Origin of the sequence: Bdellovibrio sp. GT3 (assembly GCF_037996765.1) — a bacterium.
GTDB lineage: Bacteria > Bdellovibrionota > Bdellovibrionia > Bdellovibrionales > Bdellovibrionaceae > Bdellovibrio.
In genome coordinates this window covers 823,165-839,804 of the sequence record NZ_JBBNAD010000004.1, presented here as the reverse complement: position 1 = coordinate 839,804, position 16,640 = coordinate 823,165, and the positions used below count along the sequence as shown (strand labels likewise).

General features: G+C 48.1%; 12 protein-coding genes. 8 read left to right on the top strand and 4 right to left on the bottom strand.

The window, feature by feature from the left end; all coding sequences use genetic code 11:
• The first annotated feature begins 80 nt into the window (after positions 1 to 80).
• Entirely contained in the window at positions 81 to 1,490 is a 1,410-nt protein-coding gene (locus tag AAAA73_RS05645; protein WP_340597211.1) for a protein adenylyltransferase SelO family protein, read from the top strand.
• On the opposite strand, the gene AAAA73_RS05640 is transcribed toward AAAA73_RS05645, so the two are convergent.
• The 3 genes from AAAA73_RS05640 to AAAA73_RS05630 form a co-directional block, all read right to left on the bottom strand.
• Positions 1,487 to 4,591: an efflux RND transporter permease subunit gene (locus tag AAAA73_RS05640; RefSeq protein WP_340597210.1), complete on the bottom strand. Its 3,105-nt coding sequence runs from the start codon at positions 4,589 to 4,591 to the stop codon at positions 1,487 to 1,489. The genes AAAA73_RS05645 and AAAA73_RS05640 overlap by 4 nt on opposite strands.
• Positions 4,592 to 4,595: 4 nt before the next feature.
• A complete protein-coding gene (locus AAAA73_RS05635; protein WP_340597208.1) occupies positions 4,596 to 6,026 on the bottom strand; it encodes a TolC family protein in 1,431 nt (476 codons plus the stop codon).
• A 142-nt stretch (positions 6,027 to 6,168) separates the two neighbouring features.
• The gene (locus AAAA73_RS05630; RefSeq protein ID WP_340597207.1) at positions 6,169 to 6,345 is read right to left on the bottom strand and encodes a hypothetical protein; all 177 of its coding nucleotides are present in this window, start codon (positions 6,343 to 6,345) and stop codon (positions 6,169 to 6,171) included.
• Positions 6,346 to 6,607: 262 nt separating this feature from the next.
• On the opposite strand from AAAA73_RS05630, the gene AAAA73_RS05625 reads away from it, so the two are divergent.
• From AAAA73_RS05625 to AAAA73_RS05615, 3 genes are read left to right on the top strand one after another with little or no spacing between them, the layout of a single operon-like run.
• Positions 6,608 to 7,546, top strand: coding sequence for a DUF1524 domain-containing protein (locus AAAA73_RS05625; protein WP_340597206.1), 939 nt, complete (start codon positions 6,608 to 6,610; stop codon positions 7,544 to 7,546).
• The gene (locus tag AAAA73_RS05620; RefSeq protein WP_340597205.1) at positions 7,546 to 8,226 is read left to right on the top strand and encodes an RluA family pseudouridine synthase; all 681 of its coding nucleotides are present in this window, start codon (positions 7,546 to 7,548) and stop codon (positions 8,224 to 8,226) included. Before AAAA73_RS05625 ends, AAAA73_RS05620 begins: the two co-directional genes overlap by 1 nt.
• A gap of 15 nt (positions 8,227 to 8,241) precedes the next feature.
• Positions 8,242 to 9,441 carry a serine hydrolase domain-containing protein gene (locus AAAA73_RS05615; protein WP_340597204.1) on the top strand — a complete coding sequence of 400 codons (1,200 nt, stop codon included), beginning with the start codon at positions 8,242 to 8,244 and terminating at the stop codon, positions 9,439 to 9,441.
• A 41-nt stretch (positions 9,442 to 9,482) separates the two neighbouring features.
• Here the strand turns inward: AAAA73_RS05615 and AAAA73_RS05610 are convergent, their stop codons facing one another.
• Positions 9,483 to 9,923, bottom strand: a complete 441-nt coding sequence (locus tag AAAA73_RS05610; RefSeq protein WP_340597203.1) for a hypothetical protein — start codon at positions 9,921 to 9,923, stop codon at positions 9,483 to 9,485.
• Positions 9,924 to 10,121: 198 nt separating this feature from the next.
• On the opposite strand from AAAA73_RS05610, the gene AAAA73_RS05605 reads away from it, so the two are divergent.
• The 4 genes from AAAA73_RS05605 to AAAA73_RS05590 all read left to right on the top strand — a co-directional run bounded on the left by AAAA73_RS05605 (position 10,122) and on the right by AAAA73_RS05590 (position 16,639).
• Positions 10,122 to 11,039, top strand: a complete 918-nt coding sequence (locus AAAA73_RS05605) for a hypothetical protein (RefSeq protein WP_340597202.1) — start codon at positions 10,122 to 10,124, stop codon at positions 11,037 to 11,039.
• Positions 11,036 to 11,812 carry a transglutaminase-like domain-containing protein gene (locus AAAA73_RS05600; RefSeq protein ID WP_340597201.1) on the top strand — a complete coding sequence of 259 codons (777 nt, stop codon included), beginning with the start codon at positions 11,036 to 11,038 and terminating at the stop codon, positions 11,810 to 11,812. The genes AAAA73_RS05605 and AAAA73_RS05600 overlap by 4 nt, the downstream gene beginning before the upstream one ends.
• A gap of 193 nt (positions 11,813 to 12,005) precedes the next feature.
• A complete protein-coding gene (locus AAAA73_RS05595; RefSeq protein ID WP_340597200.1) occupies positions 12,006 to 15,722 on the top strand; it encodes an RCC1 domain-containing protein in 3,717 nt (1,238 codons plus the stop codon).
• Between the two features lie 248 nt (positions 15,723 to 15,970).
• Positions 15,971 to 16,639 (top strand): MerR family transcriptional regulator, encoded by a 669-nt coding sequence (locus tag AAAA73_RS05590; RefSeq protein WP_340597199.1) that lies wholly within the window; start codon positions 15,971 to 15,973, stop codon positions 16,637 to 16,639.
• The last annotated feature ends 1 nt before the right edge of the window (position 16,640 follow it).

Genomic DNA, 16,640 nt, shown 5'->3' with positions numbered 1-16,640 from the left:
CAAGTCACTGTCAACTAGCCCTAAGCAGATCGTAAACTCTACAGCTTGCCTTTCGGTCCTTCAAAGCACATACATGAGGTATGAGCGAACACATGGCGTCCCCTATCTACGAATTAGGACCTGCGTTTTATGACGAGGTCCAGCCGGCCGCATTCCCAGAGGCAAAACTGCGTTATCGAAACCAGTCCGCGGCAGCCATTGTGGGTTTAGATCGCATTAGTGACACCGAGTTTAAAAAGCATTTCGCCGACTTTAAACCCATCTCAGGGAATATGCCCACGACCCTGGCCCTGCGCTATCACGGACATCAATTTCGCTCCTACAACCCTCAAATTGGTGATGGACGCGGGTTCCTTTATGCTCAATTTCTGGTTAAAGAAAAACTTTATGATTTAGGAACAAAAGGCAGTGGTCGCACGCCTTACTCACGAAGCGGCGATGGTCGACTGACTTTAAAGGGCGCCTTCCGCGAAATTTTAGCAACGGAGCTCCTGGAATCTTACGGCGTCAACACCAGCAAAACATTTTCTGTTTTTGAAACTGGTGAAAGCCTGGAAAGACACGACGAACCTTCGCCCACTCGCGCTGGTGTTTTGGTCCGCCTGAATCACAGCCACATTCGCTTTGGCACATTCCAAAGATTGGCGGCCTTGAAAGAAACCGACAATCTTAAAAAGCTTCTGGACTACTGCGTGCGCCATTACTATCCGGAGCTTCTGCATTTAGAGGGCGAAGAAAAAGCCGCGGCCTTTTTGCAATCCGTCGCACGCAGCTTGGCCATGACCACGGCTCAATGGATGATGGCGGGATTTGTTCATGGAGTTCTGAACACCGACAACATGAATATCACTGGTGAGAGTTTTGATTACGGCCCCTACCGGTTCATGCCAAAGTATGATCCTGCGTTTACCGCAGCCTACTTTGATCAAAGTGGCCTTTACAGCTACGGCCGCCAACCGACGTCAGTGCTATGGAATTTGCATCAACTGGGATTCGCTTTGAAATTCGCATTTGAAAACCTGCCAGTTGAAGAACTCCTTGAAGAGTTTGCGGATAGCTTTAATCTCGCCAGCCGCCAACTCTTCATGAAACGCTTGAATATCCGCAACCCTCTTCAGGACGAACACGCGGCCCTGGAGATGGATCAGGAAATGATGATGAACTTCTTTAAGTTTCTGGATGAGGCGCAACCACTGTTTGAACAGACTTTTTTTGATTTGCACTCAGGCATCAATGACGAACGCTTGCTTCGTTCCGTACAGGCCGAGACTTATAAACACCCCAGCTTCGCCAACCTCAAAAAGAATCTGGAATTCTATGAGGTCTTGGATGAAGACAAAGCCGAGCATCCTTACTTTGAAGAACGTCAGTGCTGCTCCCTATTAATCGACGAATTGGAATCCATCTGGGCGCCGATTGCTGACCAAGACGACTGGACCCTGTTTGAGCAAAAGCTGCAACAGATCCGGTCGATCCGGGGGCTTTACTAGCCCCCTTGATATCCTGAAATTTTGGCAAGCTTTTGGCGCAACCAAGATCTGAAATCATCAATAAATCCAAATGCCGCCGGTACCACAATCAAAGTCAAAAGTGTCGAGCTGATCAAACCACCGATGATCGCAATCCCCATGGACTTTCTCATGGCCGAGGCCTCATTAAGCCCGATGGCAATCGGAATCATACCGGCAATCAAAGCCAAAGAGGTCATCAGGATCGGACGAAGTCGCGTGCGACATGCCTTCAGCAACGCATCTTTTCTGTCCATCCCCTCTTGCAACAGATGATTCGTATAATCCACCAGAAGAATCGAGTTCTTGGCCACGACACCCAAGAGCAGAACGATTCCTATCAGTGAGAAAATATCAATGGTTTTTCCCGTCACTAACAAGGCGATGAATGCACCGGTCATTGCCAGGGGCAAGGCCAACAAAATCGTAAACGGTGTGATGAAGCTTTCATACAAGCTTGCCAGTACCAGATAGATAAAAGTCACGCCCAGGAAAATCGCAATCAACATGTTGTTGATCAAATCCTTAAAGTCATCCGCCTGTCCCTGAAATTTGAAATCCACACCCGGAGGTGGCGGAAGTTCAGTTTTAATAACTTTCTCAATCTCCTGGGAAATCGTCCCCAGGGCGCCGTCTTTGGCAAGGTTGGCAGAGACTCTGATATAACGACTTTTATTCTGACGATTGATTTGCGAATAGCCTTTGGTTTCCTCGCCACGGGCGATACGCGCCAAAGGAATCATATTGTAGTTGGAATTCGGAACCTGGGTCGTTGCAAAGTTGCTGCGCAGATCACGGTTCTTTTCATCAAAGCGCACGCGAATTTTATAATCAATTCCGTTTTCGCGGAAGATGGTGTTCTCATTACCTTCGGTGCGATTACGAAGCTCGGCACCGGCAATCACAGTGGACACACCCAGTGCTTCCGAACGATTGCGATCAAAAATCACATGGAACTCTGGCTTCCCAGTGCGGAAATTAGTATCCACATCCGCCAGTCCCGGAATTTTTCTGATGCGCTCAACAACTTTGACCGCATACTTGTTAAGCTCCTCCAGATCCTGCCCTGTCAAATTGATATTCAATGGCTTCTCGCCTGAGTTCACCGGATCGAAATCCCCGATACTGACGAAGGCACGCGATTTAAACGGCTCCAGCTTTTTACGGAGGGACTCTATATAATCCGAGGTCATCATCGTGCGTTCTTTCGGATCGACCAGGCGCACATAGAGACTGGCCTTATTGGATTCATTGTTCACGGTTCCGATCGTGGTCACTACAATCGCCACGGCTTTGTCGCCCTCAAATTGTTTTTCAATTTCAGCCACCAGATTTCCAGTCGCCTCCAGCGAAGATCCCACGGGAAGTTCAACGCTCACCGAAAACTCACCGGCATCCGCATTCGGAAGGAAGGTTTTCGGAATCCAGATTATCGTTGCCATGGATAAAACGAAAACCAACGCCGCTGCCGACAAGATGGTTTTGGGATGAACCACAGTGAACTTTAATATGCGTTCGTAAACACGTTCCAACCAATCCTGGAAGCGATCAAAAGCAGAAAGCATTCTGCCAATCGGACCTTTTCCCTTGGTGTGTTCATCCGGATGAGCCAGGTAGGCTGACATCATCGGCGCCACTGTGAAGGCATCAAACAACGAAATCAACATGGTGAAGACCACTGTCAAACCGAACTGCTTAAAGAACTGCCCCACAATCCCCTGCAGGAAAGAGATCGGACCAAACACCGCGATCACCACCAGCGTGGTGGCAACCACCGCCATGGCCACTTCTTTGGTGCCATCCAAAGCAGCATCCTTGGGTCGTTTTCCCATTTCCAGATGGCGGAAGATATTTTCCCGAACCACGATCGCATCGTCGATCAAAAGTCCCACCGCCAGCGACAGCGCCAGCAAGGTCATCAGATTGATGGTGAATCCCATGGCAAACATAATGACAAAGCCACCCAGCAATGAGTTGGGCAAGGCCATACCGGTGATTAAAGTTGAGCGCGCTGACCCCAGAAAGAAAAACACCACAATCACGCACAGAATAATCCCGATGGTGATGGATTCATTAACGTCCGCAACATTCAGACGAATTGGTCTGGAGGTGTCACGGACCATTTTGATTTCTGCTTTGATGTTTTTTGATTTCAGGAATTCATTGGCACGCTGGATATTGTTTTGAATATTATCCGCAACCGCCACTGTATTGGACCCGCGCTGCTTGTAAACGTTCAACAACAGGGCTTTTTGCCCTTGAATACGCCCCATGGTTTTTTGATCTTCCAGACTGCGCACAACCTGACCGATGTTCTTGACCAAAACCGGGCGGTCCGAGCCAATAAAGCTTACGTTCACATCTTCGATTTGCTTTAGCGATTCGAACTCACCACTGGTGCGTAAGGTCGTTTCGGTTTTGGGAGTTTCAATTTTCCCGATCGGTGTGTCTTTGGAGGTTTCAAGAATTCTTTGTGACACCTGTAGCATCGAGATCTTGCGATCCTGCAGCTTATTCTTGTCTATGACGACGTGAATTTCCTGCTTACGTCCCCCGTAAATCTGCACCTGCCCCACATCATCCAGGCGTTCAAAAATGGGTTTCACGGTTTCATTGGCCAGATCGTAGGCTTCTCCGTCTGGAAGATCTGTGACCAAAGCCAAAGTGACAATGGGCTGATCCGCCGGATCAAATCTTTGAATGACCGGTTCGTACATTTCGTCAGGCAGATCACGGCGAATGTTGCCGATGCGATTTCGCACATCCTGCTCCATCTCCTTGATGTCAGTGCCCAGATTGAATTCCAGAATGATCACCGCCACGCCATCCAGATTTTGCGAGGTCAAAGTTTTTAATCCTGACAAACTTCCCAGTTCATCCTCGATAGGACGTGAAATCTGTTTTTCCAGATCCAGTGGCGAAGCCCCCGGATAAACGATTTGCACCGACAGAATCGGGAACGTGACATCCGGAAACAGATCCACCGGCATTTTGAACAAGGAAAAAATCCCCAGAATTAAAGTCAGGATCACCACACACAGGATGGTAATGGGACGACGTATGGAAAGACTTGGTAAATTCATCCGACTACTCCTCAACCGTCATATAAAGACGGCCCTGTGCTTCCATTTTTCTTTGCTCGGTCATCAAACGGCTTAAATTCAATTCAGCCGTCGCCGCATCGTTTTCAGAATCCACCACGTTCATGGTGATGGTACGTCCTTTGTTAAACAAATCAGACGTTGCCCGCGACCGGTCCGTTTGCAGCTTGTAAACCTGCGCGGCACTTTGCACTCGCTTGTTCATTTCCTCGTAACGTCGTTTCAATTCACTCCATGCACTGTCACTGTCCACGAGCTGTCGCTCCGCTTGCAGACGCGAAGCCAATGCTTCCTTGCGTGCGGCATCTTTCGCCGCTGATTTTACGCTGGTGTCGAACATATACCGGAAATTAAGAGCGATCTTGGTCGTGGGTTTTTCGGTGTAAGTCAGATTCTGTGTGGCCTCCGCCATATCAGCGCTGACATTGTTGGTCGTATAGGCACCACTTAAAACCAAATCCGGCTTGTAGGCTTCATCGACTTCCTCAGCGGTCACGGCACGGGCCTTGGCCTCTAGCGACTTCAGGTACGCCTCGATCTGCACGACCCGCCCCTTGCCACCGCTGACAAGTGAATTGATGGGACGCGCTTCACCCAGATTTCCCTCAATCAAAGGAAATGGATCTGCAGCCTTTAATTCCATAAAATCACGGATGGCTTGCTTCGAAGACTCAAGATCATCTTCAGCCGTCACCAACAACAACTGGCGTCCGGCGACCAGTGCCTGACCTTGCAATAAATCCGCGCGGTCACTGATACCGTCGTTAACTCGTCGACGGGTCCAACTTTCAATTTTTCTTGCACGATCCAGTGAGCCCTGTGCTGTTTTCAAGTTGTTCACAGCATACAGATACTCCCAGAACGCCACTTCGGCCTGCACCAGAACGCCACGGATTTGCAAATCATAGCTACCCTTGACTGCAGCGGTCGCAGCGTCCTGACGTTCCCAGCGCAACCGGGTTGCCGCACCAAAGAAGTCTTTCCACAAAGACTGCTCCAGGGTCACACCCAATTGTCCGTATCCAAACTTGGAATAAGGCTGAAAAGCGGGATCTGTAATCCCCGCATTATCAAATTCAGAAGTCTGCCCCCACAGAGTGACATTGGTGCCTGATGAAAACTTTTTGCCAAAGCCCAGATTGTAAGTGGTCTGCTTGCTTTCCGGAACTCCCAGAAGTGCGAACTGACTCAGAGGATTTTTATCGCTCAGAAAACTCACCCCGGCATTCATCACCGGAACAAGTTCAATATCCCCCGCCGTATTTCGATCGTCGGCGGCCTGCTTGGAAAGATCATAGGACTTGATGGTGCGATGATTGGCTTCCACATTCTGCAAATAAGTTTGCAAATTCATGGCAGAAGCAGAAACGGAAGAGGCCAAAGCAAGAGAAAGAAGAATCGTGAACTTAACCGTCATTAAAAAGCCCTTGTTGAAGATTCAAACTGACGTACAACCAAAAGCGTAAATTAATTAATGGCGCTAAACAAGGTTCACTTGAAATAAAAAAACCCACGACATGCGTGGGCTTAAAAAGATGAATTTAAACAAAAACAGGAAACTATGGTTTCTGTTCTGCTTTTTTCTCGGACTTGCAACCAGCACAGTCGCCTTTTACAGAACACTCGCCAGCACATTTGGCTTTTTCCATACCGCAGCCGCTAGATTCTTTAGTCGATTTAGAAGCACAAGCACCCAGCATCAACGCCAAAACGGATGCGAAAACAATTTTCTTCATGAAAACTCCCTGTTGTTATCAGTAACATGAATAATTTTGTGATTAATTCTCGTGCAGAGCAAGAAAACACTTCGAGACGCACCACGAAAGTTACCCTCTGCACCAATGCGCAAATACATGGCAAACCCACGGCCGTCCAATTACTTAACGCATTCGGATATTTTTAAACAGAATCCTGACAGAATGAATGGTTGAAACTCCTCAAACACCCAAGGTACGTTTCTATTCATTCGCGGGGGGAATAATGGATTTCGTGAGGGGCATGAAATTCGCTACGTTTATGGGGGTCTTTGCAGCAGCATTGCTGAGTGCAAAAGCAACCCAGGCACAGGAGCAACTGGAACCACAGGTTCCAGTGAACGCATCGCAAGCTGGTAATTCCCAGCAGCAGGTTCCCGCTCCTTACACAGACAAGCCGCAATGGCATCAGTTCTATATGGTTGACGACGTTAACTATGAACAGGTCACCGTCCGCGCGCCTAAGTCTGTATTACCAGAACTATTAACTCCGGGCGCTCTGCTTGAAACCTTTGCCACAAAGATCAAGGTCGCTGTTGTTAATTTGTTGCGCTGGAATCAATACGGCTACGACATGCCGGTTCCAACAGAAAAATACATGCGCAAACTGCACTTCGGCCGCTGGATCAACGATCCTACGGATGAAACCTGCATGAACACTCGTGCAAAAGTGTTGGTCCGCGACAGCAAAGGCGAAGTCACTTACCGCAATGGCAAGTTCTGCGTGGTTGAAGATGGCAAATGGGATGATCCTTACACGGGCACAGTGCTGACTTCTTCAAGAGACATTCAGATCGACCACATGGTTCCACTTAAGAACGCCTATATGTCGGGCGCCTTTAACTGGGATTATAAATTGCGCTGTCTTTATGCCAATTACATGGGTTTGCGCGAACACCTGGTATCAGCTGAAGCCCACGAAAACATGTCCAAGGGCGACCGCGGTCCTGAAGGCTATCTGCCTCCTTACGAGCCAGGTCGTTGTCAATACATCCGCAACTGGCTGGCAATCAAGATGCTGTGGCGATTGACTTTGAATCCGGATGAAGCCCAGGCTGTTGCTGAGAACATTTCAAAGTACAACTGCCGTCCGTCTGATTTCGTGTTCACAAAAGCGGAGCTGGAGAATCAACGCGACACAATCACGCAGAATCTGAATTTCTGCATGATCAATAAAAGATAATGTTTAAAATTCTGTTCGAAGATGACTGGTTTCTCGCGGCTGAAAAACCCGCGGGACTGCCATCCCAGGCGACGGTGGATAAAAGCCGTCCCGATTTTTTCAATCTGCTTAAAAAGCAATTGCAGGACGAACGCGGCAAGGATTTCTACCTGGCTCTTCATCATCGTCTGGATCGCGATACCTCGGGAGTGATGATCTTTGCCAAAAACAAAGAGGCCAACGACCCTCTTGCCGGAATGTTTAAGAACCACTTGGTGCAAAAAACCTATCAGGCACTGACTCGCAACCGTAAAATGCCTGAAACCTGGGAAATCAAAAATCACCTGTCAGAAGTGCGCGACAATAAACTGAAAAAAATGAAAATGAAGTCGACCCTTTCCGGGGGCGACAAGGCTCACACAAAATTTCGCATTATAGAAAAATTCAAACTGGGCATGCTGGTTGAAGCTCAGCCACTCACCGGTCGAATGCATCAGATTCGCGTGCACCTGGCGGAAGAGCACATGGGAATTTTCGGCGACGATATCTACCCTTGCAATAAAACACCCGTGGCACCGCGCCTGATGCTTCATGCATTGAGCCTGGAGTTCACACACCCCTTCACCCAAAACCCTGTTAAAATAGAATCTGCTTTACCCGAGGACATGAAAGCTTTTATGCTTCTACTGCAGTCGACTTAAAAAGGAGATTTCAGAATGTTGCGCTTGTTCTTGCTGGCTTTATGCTCTTTGATTTGGGGTTGTGCATCCCAACCGACACCCACCCAAAATGCCAATTTTGAAGGAATCCTTCAGGACTTCATCAAACACAATAACATTCCCGGTGGAGCAATGACCGTCGCGAAAAATGGTGTGTTTGCCTATAACGGCGCCGCTGGGTTTGCCGACAAAGACAAGCAAACTCCGGCCTCTGCCTCTACTCCATTTCGTATTGCCAGTGCCACCAAACCCCTGACCGCCATCGCCGTTTTTCAACTTCTGGAAAAATCCGGCACCGACCTGCAAGTCGCATTGAATCGCACGGTCTTTGGCAGCAAAGGCTATTTGCCCGAGTACAAAGCCATCAAGGACAAACGTGTTTTGAAGATTACTTTACGTGATCTTTTGCAGCACACTGGCGGCTGGGGATCTGACAAGGACGACTACGATCCGCAGTACGATTTATTCAAAATCGCCCAGAAAATGAAAGTGGCACCGCCTGCTGATGCCAAAACCGTGATTCGCTATGTTTTGCAAAATACGAAATTGGACCGCGACCCGGGTAAACAGTATCACTACTCAAACTTCGGCTACAATGTGCTCGCGCGAGTGATTGAAAAACTCAGCAACCAATCCTACGAAGACTATCTGAAAGTGAACGTCATGGCGCCATTGGGGATTACCGACATGCGCATTGGCGGAAGCCGCCTGGAAGAACTTTTGCCCGAAGAATCCCGTTACTATGATGACCCTCGCAGTCCTATGGTGACATCGCAATTTGACGGAACTACCAAGGGACCGATGGCTTATAACGAGTTTTACTTAAAAACCATGGATGGCCATGGGGGCTGGATTGGCACACCTTCGGATTTGGTTTTGATCCTGCACGCAGTTTCACCGGGTATTGGTAAAACTGAATTGTTAAAACCGGAGACCATCAAAGTCATGACCGCTCCGAACCCCAAGATTGGAAGTCCAAGTGCCTCCCTGGGGTGGGTCAGTCTTGAAGACGGCAAACAGTTCGGCCACGCCGGAGCCCTGGAAACCGGAACGCTGTCTTACTTTGTAATGAAACCCAACGGCGTCGCATGGGCTGTGGTCTTCAACCGCCTGCCGATAGAGAAAGTGGACGAGATTGGTACTCTGCTAAAAGGACTGTCGGATCGAATGGATCAGGAATTCACGAAACTTAAATAAGAAAAAACCCCACTCTTTTGAAGTGGGGTTTTTATTTTTAACTATTTCTTTTTGAACACACAAACATCGGAAACAAAACCGCCACCGAAGTGTTCGCTGAAGTGATATTCAGCGGAAACCGTCAGCTCATTGCCTGAGCTTTCAAGGGTGAATTGAGTTTCCTCGCCATCCCATCCGTAGTCACCAAATGTCATCGTCTTACCTGTGTAAGTTTCGACTTTTGTGAAAACTGTCAGATAGCTTGCCGCCTCTTTGAATGCATCTTCATCGCCAGTCAAAGTCACAACCACAGCTGCTGGTTGGTAGTCGACGTTCAATACGCATTTGCCACCATTCGCAGAAACACCCGTCGTTTGAAAACGACTTGTATAAGAGCGAACAAGTTGGAATGTATTTAGAACTTCGTTAGGAACTTGGGATGCTTGTGCAAGACCGGACAAGCAAAGACCAGACAATAAAACCGCGATAGACAGAACTTTCATAAGACCCTCTTTTAAGTTTTTGGCTGGAACTTCTTCTAACAGAAACCTGCCCAAAACAAAAGCAGTCAGTTAACACCCTAAAATGATTACTCAAAGTGACCATCGAATGCCCTACAGGGGCACCTTTACAGGTATTTCACCCTTAAATCCAATAAGTTAGCTTTAATGCTGGCACCTTCGATGCACTCAAAGCCCCTTATGAACAAGAGGGACTTTTTTGTTTTCATTTACCTGATCCTGCTCTTGCCTTTGGGGGCAAGTGCCGCGCCCCTTTGCGAGTATATATTTGCTCCCCCTGGCGCCTTTAAAACCTGGGATCCAGGACTTAAAGATTCCGTTCAGATTGCAGCCTCTGACTTCCTTCCAGCTTCCTACATTGCCGAACTTTCCCAGGGCGGAAAAACTGTCTCGGCACGTGTTCTTCCTGTCATGGGAAACAACGACGGCGTCACCCTGAACTTCAGCACCTCAGATGGTCTTTTGATCGGTCACTTATCCATCTGGCCGGGAAGCTCCCGCCAAAGTGCTGTCATCGAAAGCCTTCGCCTTGAAAATCCACTGGCAAACTCCGACTCGAAAACGCTGGGCCATGCTCAGGAAAAGAAAGGTATGCCGGCTCCGGTCTTTAATCATCTGCGTGATCGCCTTTTTGATTTTCTTAAAGCCGGTGGCTTTAAGGAGATCGAGGTTCTGACTTCACAGAACATCTCCACTTACTTCCTGTACAATCGCATGATTGGTGCGGAGCCAGTGACTGAAAATGGTCGCAAAATGAACAACTACGTAATGACCCTGATGCGCATGAGAAAAGAAATCTGGGGCGAACAAGCACACACCCTGGACGACATCACTCGCATCATGGAAAGCAATTATCAACGTGGCATCGACGGAAAGCAGTTCGCAAAACTGCAGTCCCATGGCTACACGCAGATCCAAAACAAACAAGGCGAGATGATCGCGATCCGTGCTCCCGAAAAATCTAACTTCACAGATCCGGCCAAACGAACCACTCTGGTTGTGCCTTTTCTAGAGGGAAAACCTGCTCTGCGTTCGTGGCTGCAAATTCACAAAACATGCCCAGACTGCATGTACATGGTAAGGAAGCTGGAGCCATGATTAAAATTCTTTGCTTCGGCCTAACTACACTTTTCGCAACAGCTTGTTTGGCCATCCCGGGCAACCTGGATGGTTACACAGAACAAAGAGGCGGATTTATTCAGCTGCCTTTTGGATCCTATATTGAAGGATCCGCCAGACATGGTGGCATTCAACCCGATTACCAAATCCTTGATGACGACCAGGAATTGAAAAAGTTTTTGACTGAACTGATGAAGCAAGCTCAGGAAAATTCAGAAATTCAGAATGCAGAAAAACGTGGCAACTTTCTAAAGGCCAAATATCTTAAGATTCAACTTACAACTGAAGCCATCCGCAGTGCATTGCCAGGCAAGGCTTACGATGCAAGGCCCTACCGGGAGACGCTTAAAGAACACCGTCTATTGAATAAGGACATTTCCTTGGGTGCCTATTTACAATGTAAATCCGGCGTCTGCCGTGAAAACGCTTTGCTAACTCATCAAGCTCTGCGTGCTTTGGGGATCGAAAGTCACTTTGTTTATGTAAAAGTCCACGCGGGCAAAAGTGTCGAAGATCACGCACTTGTTGTTATCAAGGACGGGAACAAAACCTGGATGATCGATCCTTACAATGCAACTTTTCACGGCCGGGATTTTTACGAGTCTATGGAAAAATCAGCCTGGAGCCGCATACCACCTTCATTGGCACCTTTTTCAAATGGAAGCAATTACGTGGGTCGCATTTTAAAGGTATTAAAATATCCAAGCTATTGGACACCGAACAACGCCCAATGCAAAAATGTCTTCTTGTAAGTCCTTGTGTTACTTTTTGTCTCAATTTGAGTCAGATATTTCCAATAAAAGTATTAAATCGATGAATGATTCGTAAACAAGACCTCGCCTTTGGCCGATATATTATGCAGAGGTACGTTAGCGGGTGGGTTCATTTTTTCCAATACTTTTCATTCTGACTTTCATTCTCGGAGGCTGCACCAATGTGGATCCGATGGTTTCACTTTTAAAAAGTGAAAGTCGTGCCTCCGTCAACTTCGAAGGTGAATACGCTGTCGATTCAAAAAAGTACATCACAACCTCAACACCCTCCATTTCTGTTTCACTGCTGCCGCCTCAGGTGTCAGAGATTGCTATCGGAGAAGGCGAATCCTGTGATGGTTTGGAATGGCAAAGTAAGAAGTCCTCTTACGATCTTGTTCTGTCACCGGAAATCGGAGAAAAGAAAATCAGCTATCGGTATCGTATTAACGGCAAAGACTTCGCCTGTCAGACCGTTTCCGTACACTTGGTAGCCGCTTCGCCTTCACCAACTCCGACTCCCTCACCGTCGCCAACTCCGTCACCGACTCCAGGAGTGGTCACGACACCAAACTTAGAACTCAGCAATCCTGTGACTATTCCCTCAAGAATTCAAACCCCAGAAATCCTGGCAAGTGGTTTAAACTCAGGAGACATCGTTTCCATTTACAGCGATTCAGCTTGTTCAATCTTTCTTACTTCAACAACGGCCGTCACAACGACGGCTAAATTGAATGTCCCGATCCTGGGCGCTGATGGCACTTACAACTTTTATGCAACCCGCTCACAAGGCGGAAGTGTTTCTGCCTGCTCAACAGGGCTGTTGTATAACTTGGACTCAACTCCCCCTCTGATCCAATTGACCTCGACTCTGCCTTCGATGATTCGCGGTGGCGATGTGGTAAGTCTTTCCTGGATCAGTTCGGATCTCAACATTGCACCCAATATGGTTGCCTTGGAATATTCACTGGATAGTGGAATAACATGGTCTTCAATCGTATTGGCACAACCTCCATCAGGCACTTACAATTGGGTCTCCCCTTTGATTTCCGCAAATGTCAAAGTGCGTGCGACTACTGCAGATTTAGCCGACAATGTGAGTTTGACATCGCCTGCAAATATTCTTATAGACAGCACACCACCGGTGGTTGTGATGTCAACACCAGCTCCTGCGGTGGGACTGTCATCAACCAGCTTTGTGTGGGTCATTTCCTATCTGGACGCGAGTAGCATCACATTAACCAATAACGACATCACTTTGCAGGGTGCAAATACCGGATGCACAAAGAAAATCGGTGGCCTGGATCGCCCTGATTCCCGCCTTCTGATTGTGGAAAACTGCACAGGTGCAGGAACTCTTGCGCCCTCTATCGCAGCAGGAACCGCTTCCGATGCGGTTGGCAACCTGGCACTCAACCAAACAGGAACGTCTGTTATCGTAGATCAGACTATTTACATCGTCGGTATGCCGGCACCAACTAATCCACTTTCTGAAGGCAATTCGACAGCTTCGCACTCGATCAATTTGCAGGTCGCCCCTGCAACCACGTCAGACATCACAATTGAATTTGTGGTGAACAAAGCGATCACCACAGCTATCAATCCCACGCATTTCAGTCTTGCCAACAACAGCATGACCCTGCCAGCGGGCGTTTCAAGTGCCAGCACCAATTTCCAGCTTTACGGCGACACATTCGCTTCTTCATCTTTGGTGTTCCAATTGGACCTGACTCCTTATAGCAACACAGCGAACGTTGTTGCCAGCGTCTTTAATTCCTATAACCAAACCGTTTTTGATGACGATGGTACTTCTGATAAATTCGTGAAAGTGTCCAGCGGCGAAGCCCACACCTGTGGTATCACCCAGTCGGGAATTTTAAAATGCTGGGGAGCCAATTATAGCGGACAATTGGGAATCGGAAGCACGATCAATCAGTCTTCCCCTGCCATCGTCGATAATGGAATTTCGTATCAGATGGTGGTTGCGAGTATTGACCATACTTGCGCCATCACCTCCAGTGGTATTTTGAAATGTTGGGGGGACAACACCAGTGGCCAACTGGGTAATGGAACGAATGTTGCCACAAATGCGCCAGTCGTTATTGATAGCGGCGTAACCTTCAGTTCAGTTGCAGCCGGTTATGAACATACCTGCGCCATCACCACTTCCGGATCACTGAAGTGCTGGGGTCTTAACGACAGTGGACAACTTGGAAACGGTTCTATGACCAGCCTTTCTTTACCGGCTCTTATTGACATCGGTTTCATCTACTCCTCTGTCACAGCGGGTGGATCTCATACATGCGCCATCCAGAATTCAGGCCAGCTAAAATGCTGGGGTAAAAATGATTCAGGTCAACTGGGTACCGGTGGGACCAGTTCGATTTCATCACCTAATCTAGTTGATGGATCAACCACCTATTCAATGGTTTCCGCATTTTCGGACTACACTTGCGGAGTGACGACGACAGGCTCGCTTAAATGTTGGGGTTACAACGGCGCGGGCCAGCTGGGCAACAACACCACAACCACTCTGATGACTCCGACAATGATCGACAGTGGCACCTCTTATATCACAGTGAACACAGGCTACGACCAGACCTGCGGAATCACGACGATGGGATATTTGAAATGTTGGGGAAGCAACCAGAATGGTCAGCTCGGCGATGGCACAACCATCGACCGCAAAACTCCGGGCATTACTGACAACACCGCCTACACCTCTGTTTCGGTGGGCGGCTATCATACTTGCGGAATACTGAGCGCCGGGTATCTAAAATGCTGGGGTGACAATCAGTATGGCCAGCTTGGTATGGGCTACGGCTCCATCGTCACAACCCCTAAACCTGTTGATTCAGCGACAGCCCACAGCAAGGCCTCTGCAGGCCAGGTCAACACATGTGGAATTACGGCTCGCGGAATCAAATGCTGGGGTGAAAACTATGGCGGTCAGATTGGTGACAGAACCACGGCCATCAAACCAATACCCACAGTCGTGGATCCAGGCACCCCTTATAAAGCTATCGCCGTTAACGGCAATAGCGCAGGAAACCACCACACTTGCGGCATCACTGAGACCGGACTTCTAAAATGTTGGGGATCCAATGTCTATGGGGAGATTGGCGACGGCACAAAAACCAAAAGAACGTATCCGGTTCTTGTGGACTCGAACACTTCCTACTCTGCCGTCGCAAATGGTGATTTGCACACTTGCGCCATCACAACTTCCGGCGACCTTAAGTGCTGGGGCTATAACAACACCAACCAACTGGGCAATGGCACAACGACAGAATCCTTAACACCGATGTTTATTGATGTCGGTTCCACCTACTCGGCGATTGCCGCCGGCATGAAACACACCTGCGGCATCACCACATCCGGTGCCCTGAAATGCTGGGGTTACAATGTCGGTAGCTTACTTGGCGACGGCACCACCACGACCCGTACAACTCCGACACTGATTGATTCCGGCGTAAGCTATTCAAATATCGCGACAGACGAGTCTCACAGCTGCGCCATCACCTCGGCAGGAGCCATGAAGTGCTGGGGCACCAACACAGCCGGCAAGCTTGGTGACAACACCACCACAAATCGCAGCACACCGACCCTGATCGACTCAGGCACCTCCTACAAGGAAGTCACAGTGGGCAGTTCCCACAGTTGCGGCATCACCACTGCTGGTGTTTTAAAATGCTGGGGTAACAACGAATTCGGTCAATTGGGCGACGGCACCCTTGTGGGCAAAAAGGTCCCAACCATCATCGACAACGGCACGACATACTCTACAGTCAGCGCAGGCGCCTATCACACTTGCGCAACGACCTCCTCGAACCAATTGAAATGTTGGGGCTTCAATAAAAACTACCAACTGGGTTTGACCAACAATCTATTACCTCGATTTGTTCCTTAACCGCACTCGCCCCCTGACATCTTGCAGAACCGCTACGGATCCGCATCGCAATAAAAAATGAACAACATTTCCACACCCGCTACGGGTGCGGCAGCGCACCAGTTATCGAGCACTAGATAGCTTTGAATCATTCCGTTTCGATACGCTTTCCAACTAATATCGTTGAATGAATAATTTATCGTGGCACTATTTTAGCTATTGACCTTCACGTTGCGTGAACCCTGAGACTCCATTTTAAGGAGATCGATATGAAAATTAAAAAGTTTGCTGAAGTTACAGGCCTGACACCAAGAGCGATTCGTTTCTATGAGGAAAAAGGAATTCTTCGTAGCATTCGAGATCCAGAGAATAAATATCGCATATATGGCAAAGAAGAGGTCTCGATTGCTAAAAAAATTTCTCAATTTAGAAAAATGGGCTTTTCGATTGATGAAATTGGTATGATGTTAAAGTCTTCACGTGATTTAAGTGTTGCTAGTATTTCAAAAAATATTGAAGCCAATCTGGAAAAACTTCAAGGCGAGATGAACGCAATACAGAAACAGATTCGAGATACTGAGGCGCTGATTACAGCTTCCCAAAAAAATAGTCCACTCACTTCTCGACAAAAGAAGGCATTTAAAAATGCCGCATTCACAGATCTTAATGACTGGACGTTACAATATGCGGAAGAGTGCCTTAAAAAGAAAAAGCTGGGAGTAGATGAAGAGCTACAAATGGTAGCTTGCGCGTATGCTGACTTGGTTTTGAAAGCTGCGAATCAGGGAGATCTCAAAGATCTTGGCACATCTCATAGCCTCATAGCAAAGTGTCTCCAGAAGATTAAAGAAGATCGTTTAGGCAAGCGGCACCTAAAGCTCTCTCAAGCATATTTTAATATGGCACGAGATCCGAATTGGACGCCACCTTTGAAGTAAC

Excerpts from the sequence above, each read along its gene's own strand:
- AAAA73_RS05645 (WP_340597211.1), top strand. The coding sequence starts at position 81 with ATGAGCGAACACATGGCGTCCCCTATCTACGAATTAGGACCTGCGTTT.
- AAAA73_RS05640 (WP_340597210.1), bottom strand. The coding sequence starts at position 4,591 with ATGAATTTACCAAGTCTTTCCATACGTCGTCCCATTACCATCCTGTGT.
- AAAA73_RS05635 (WP_340597208.1), bottom strand. The coding sequence starts at position 6,026 with ATGACGGTTAAGTTCACGATTCTTCTTTCTCTTGCTTTGGCCTCTTCC.
- AAAA73_RS05630 (WP_340597207.1), bottom strand. The coding sequence starts at position 6,345 with ATGAAGAAAATTGTTTTCGCATCCGTTTTGGCGTTGATGCTGGGTGCT.
- AAAA73_RS05625 (WP_340597206.1), top strand. The coding sequence starts at position 6,608 with ATGAAATTCGCTACGTTTATGGGGGTCTTTGCAGCAGCATTGCTGAGT.
- AAAA73_RS05620 (WP_340597205.1), top strand. The coding sequence starts at position 7,546 with ATGTTTAAAATTCTGTTCGAAGATGACTGGTTTCTCGCGGCTGAAAAA.
- AAAA73_RS05615 (WP_340597204.1), top strand. The coding sequence starts at position 8,242 with ATGTTGCGCTTGTTCTTGCTGGCTTTATGCTCTTTGATTTGGGGTTGT.
- AAAA73_RS05610 (WP_340597203.1), bottom strand. The coding sequence starts at position 9,923 with ATGAAAGTTCTGTCTATCGCGGTTTTATTGTCTGGTCTTTGCTTGTCC.
- AAAA73_RS05605 (WP_340597202.1), top strand. The coding sequence starts at position 10,122 with ATGAACAAGAGGGACTTTTTTGTTTTCATTTACCTGATCCTGCTCTTG.
- AAAA73_RS05600 (WP_340597201.1), top strand. The coding sequence starts at position 11,036 with ATGATTAAAATTCTTTGCTTCGGCCTAACTACACTTTTCGCAACAGCT.
- AAAA73_RS05595 (WP_340597200.1), top strand. The coding sequence starts at position 12,006 with ATGGTTTCACTTTTAAAAAGTGAAAGTCGTGCCTCCGTCAACTTCGAA.
- AAAA73_RS05590 (WP_340597199.1), top strand. The coding sequence starts at position 15,971 with ATGAAAATTAAAAAGTTTGCTGAAGTTACAGGCCTGACACCAAGAGCG.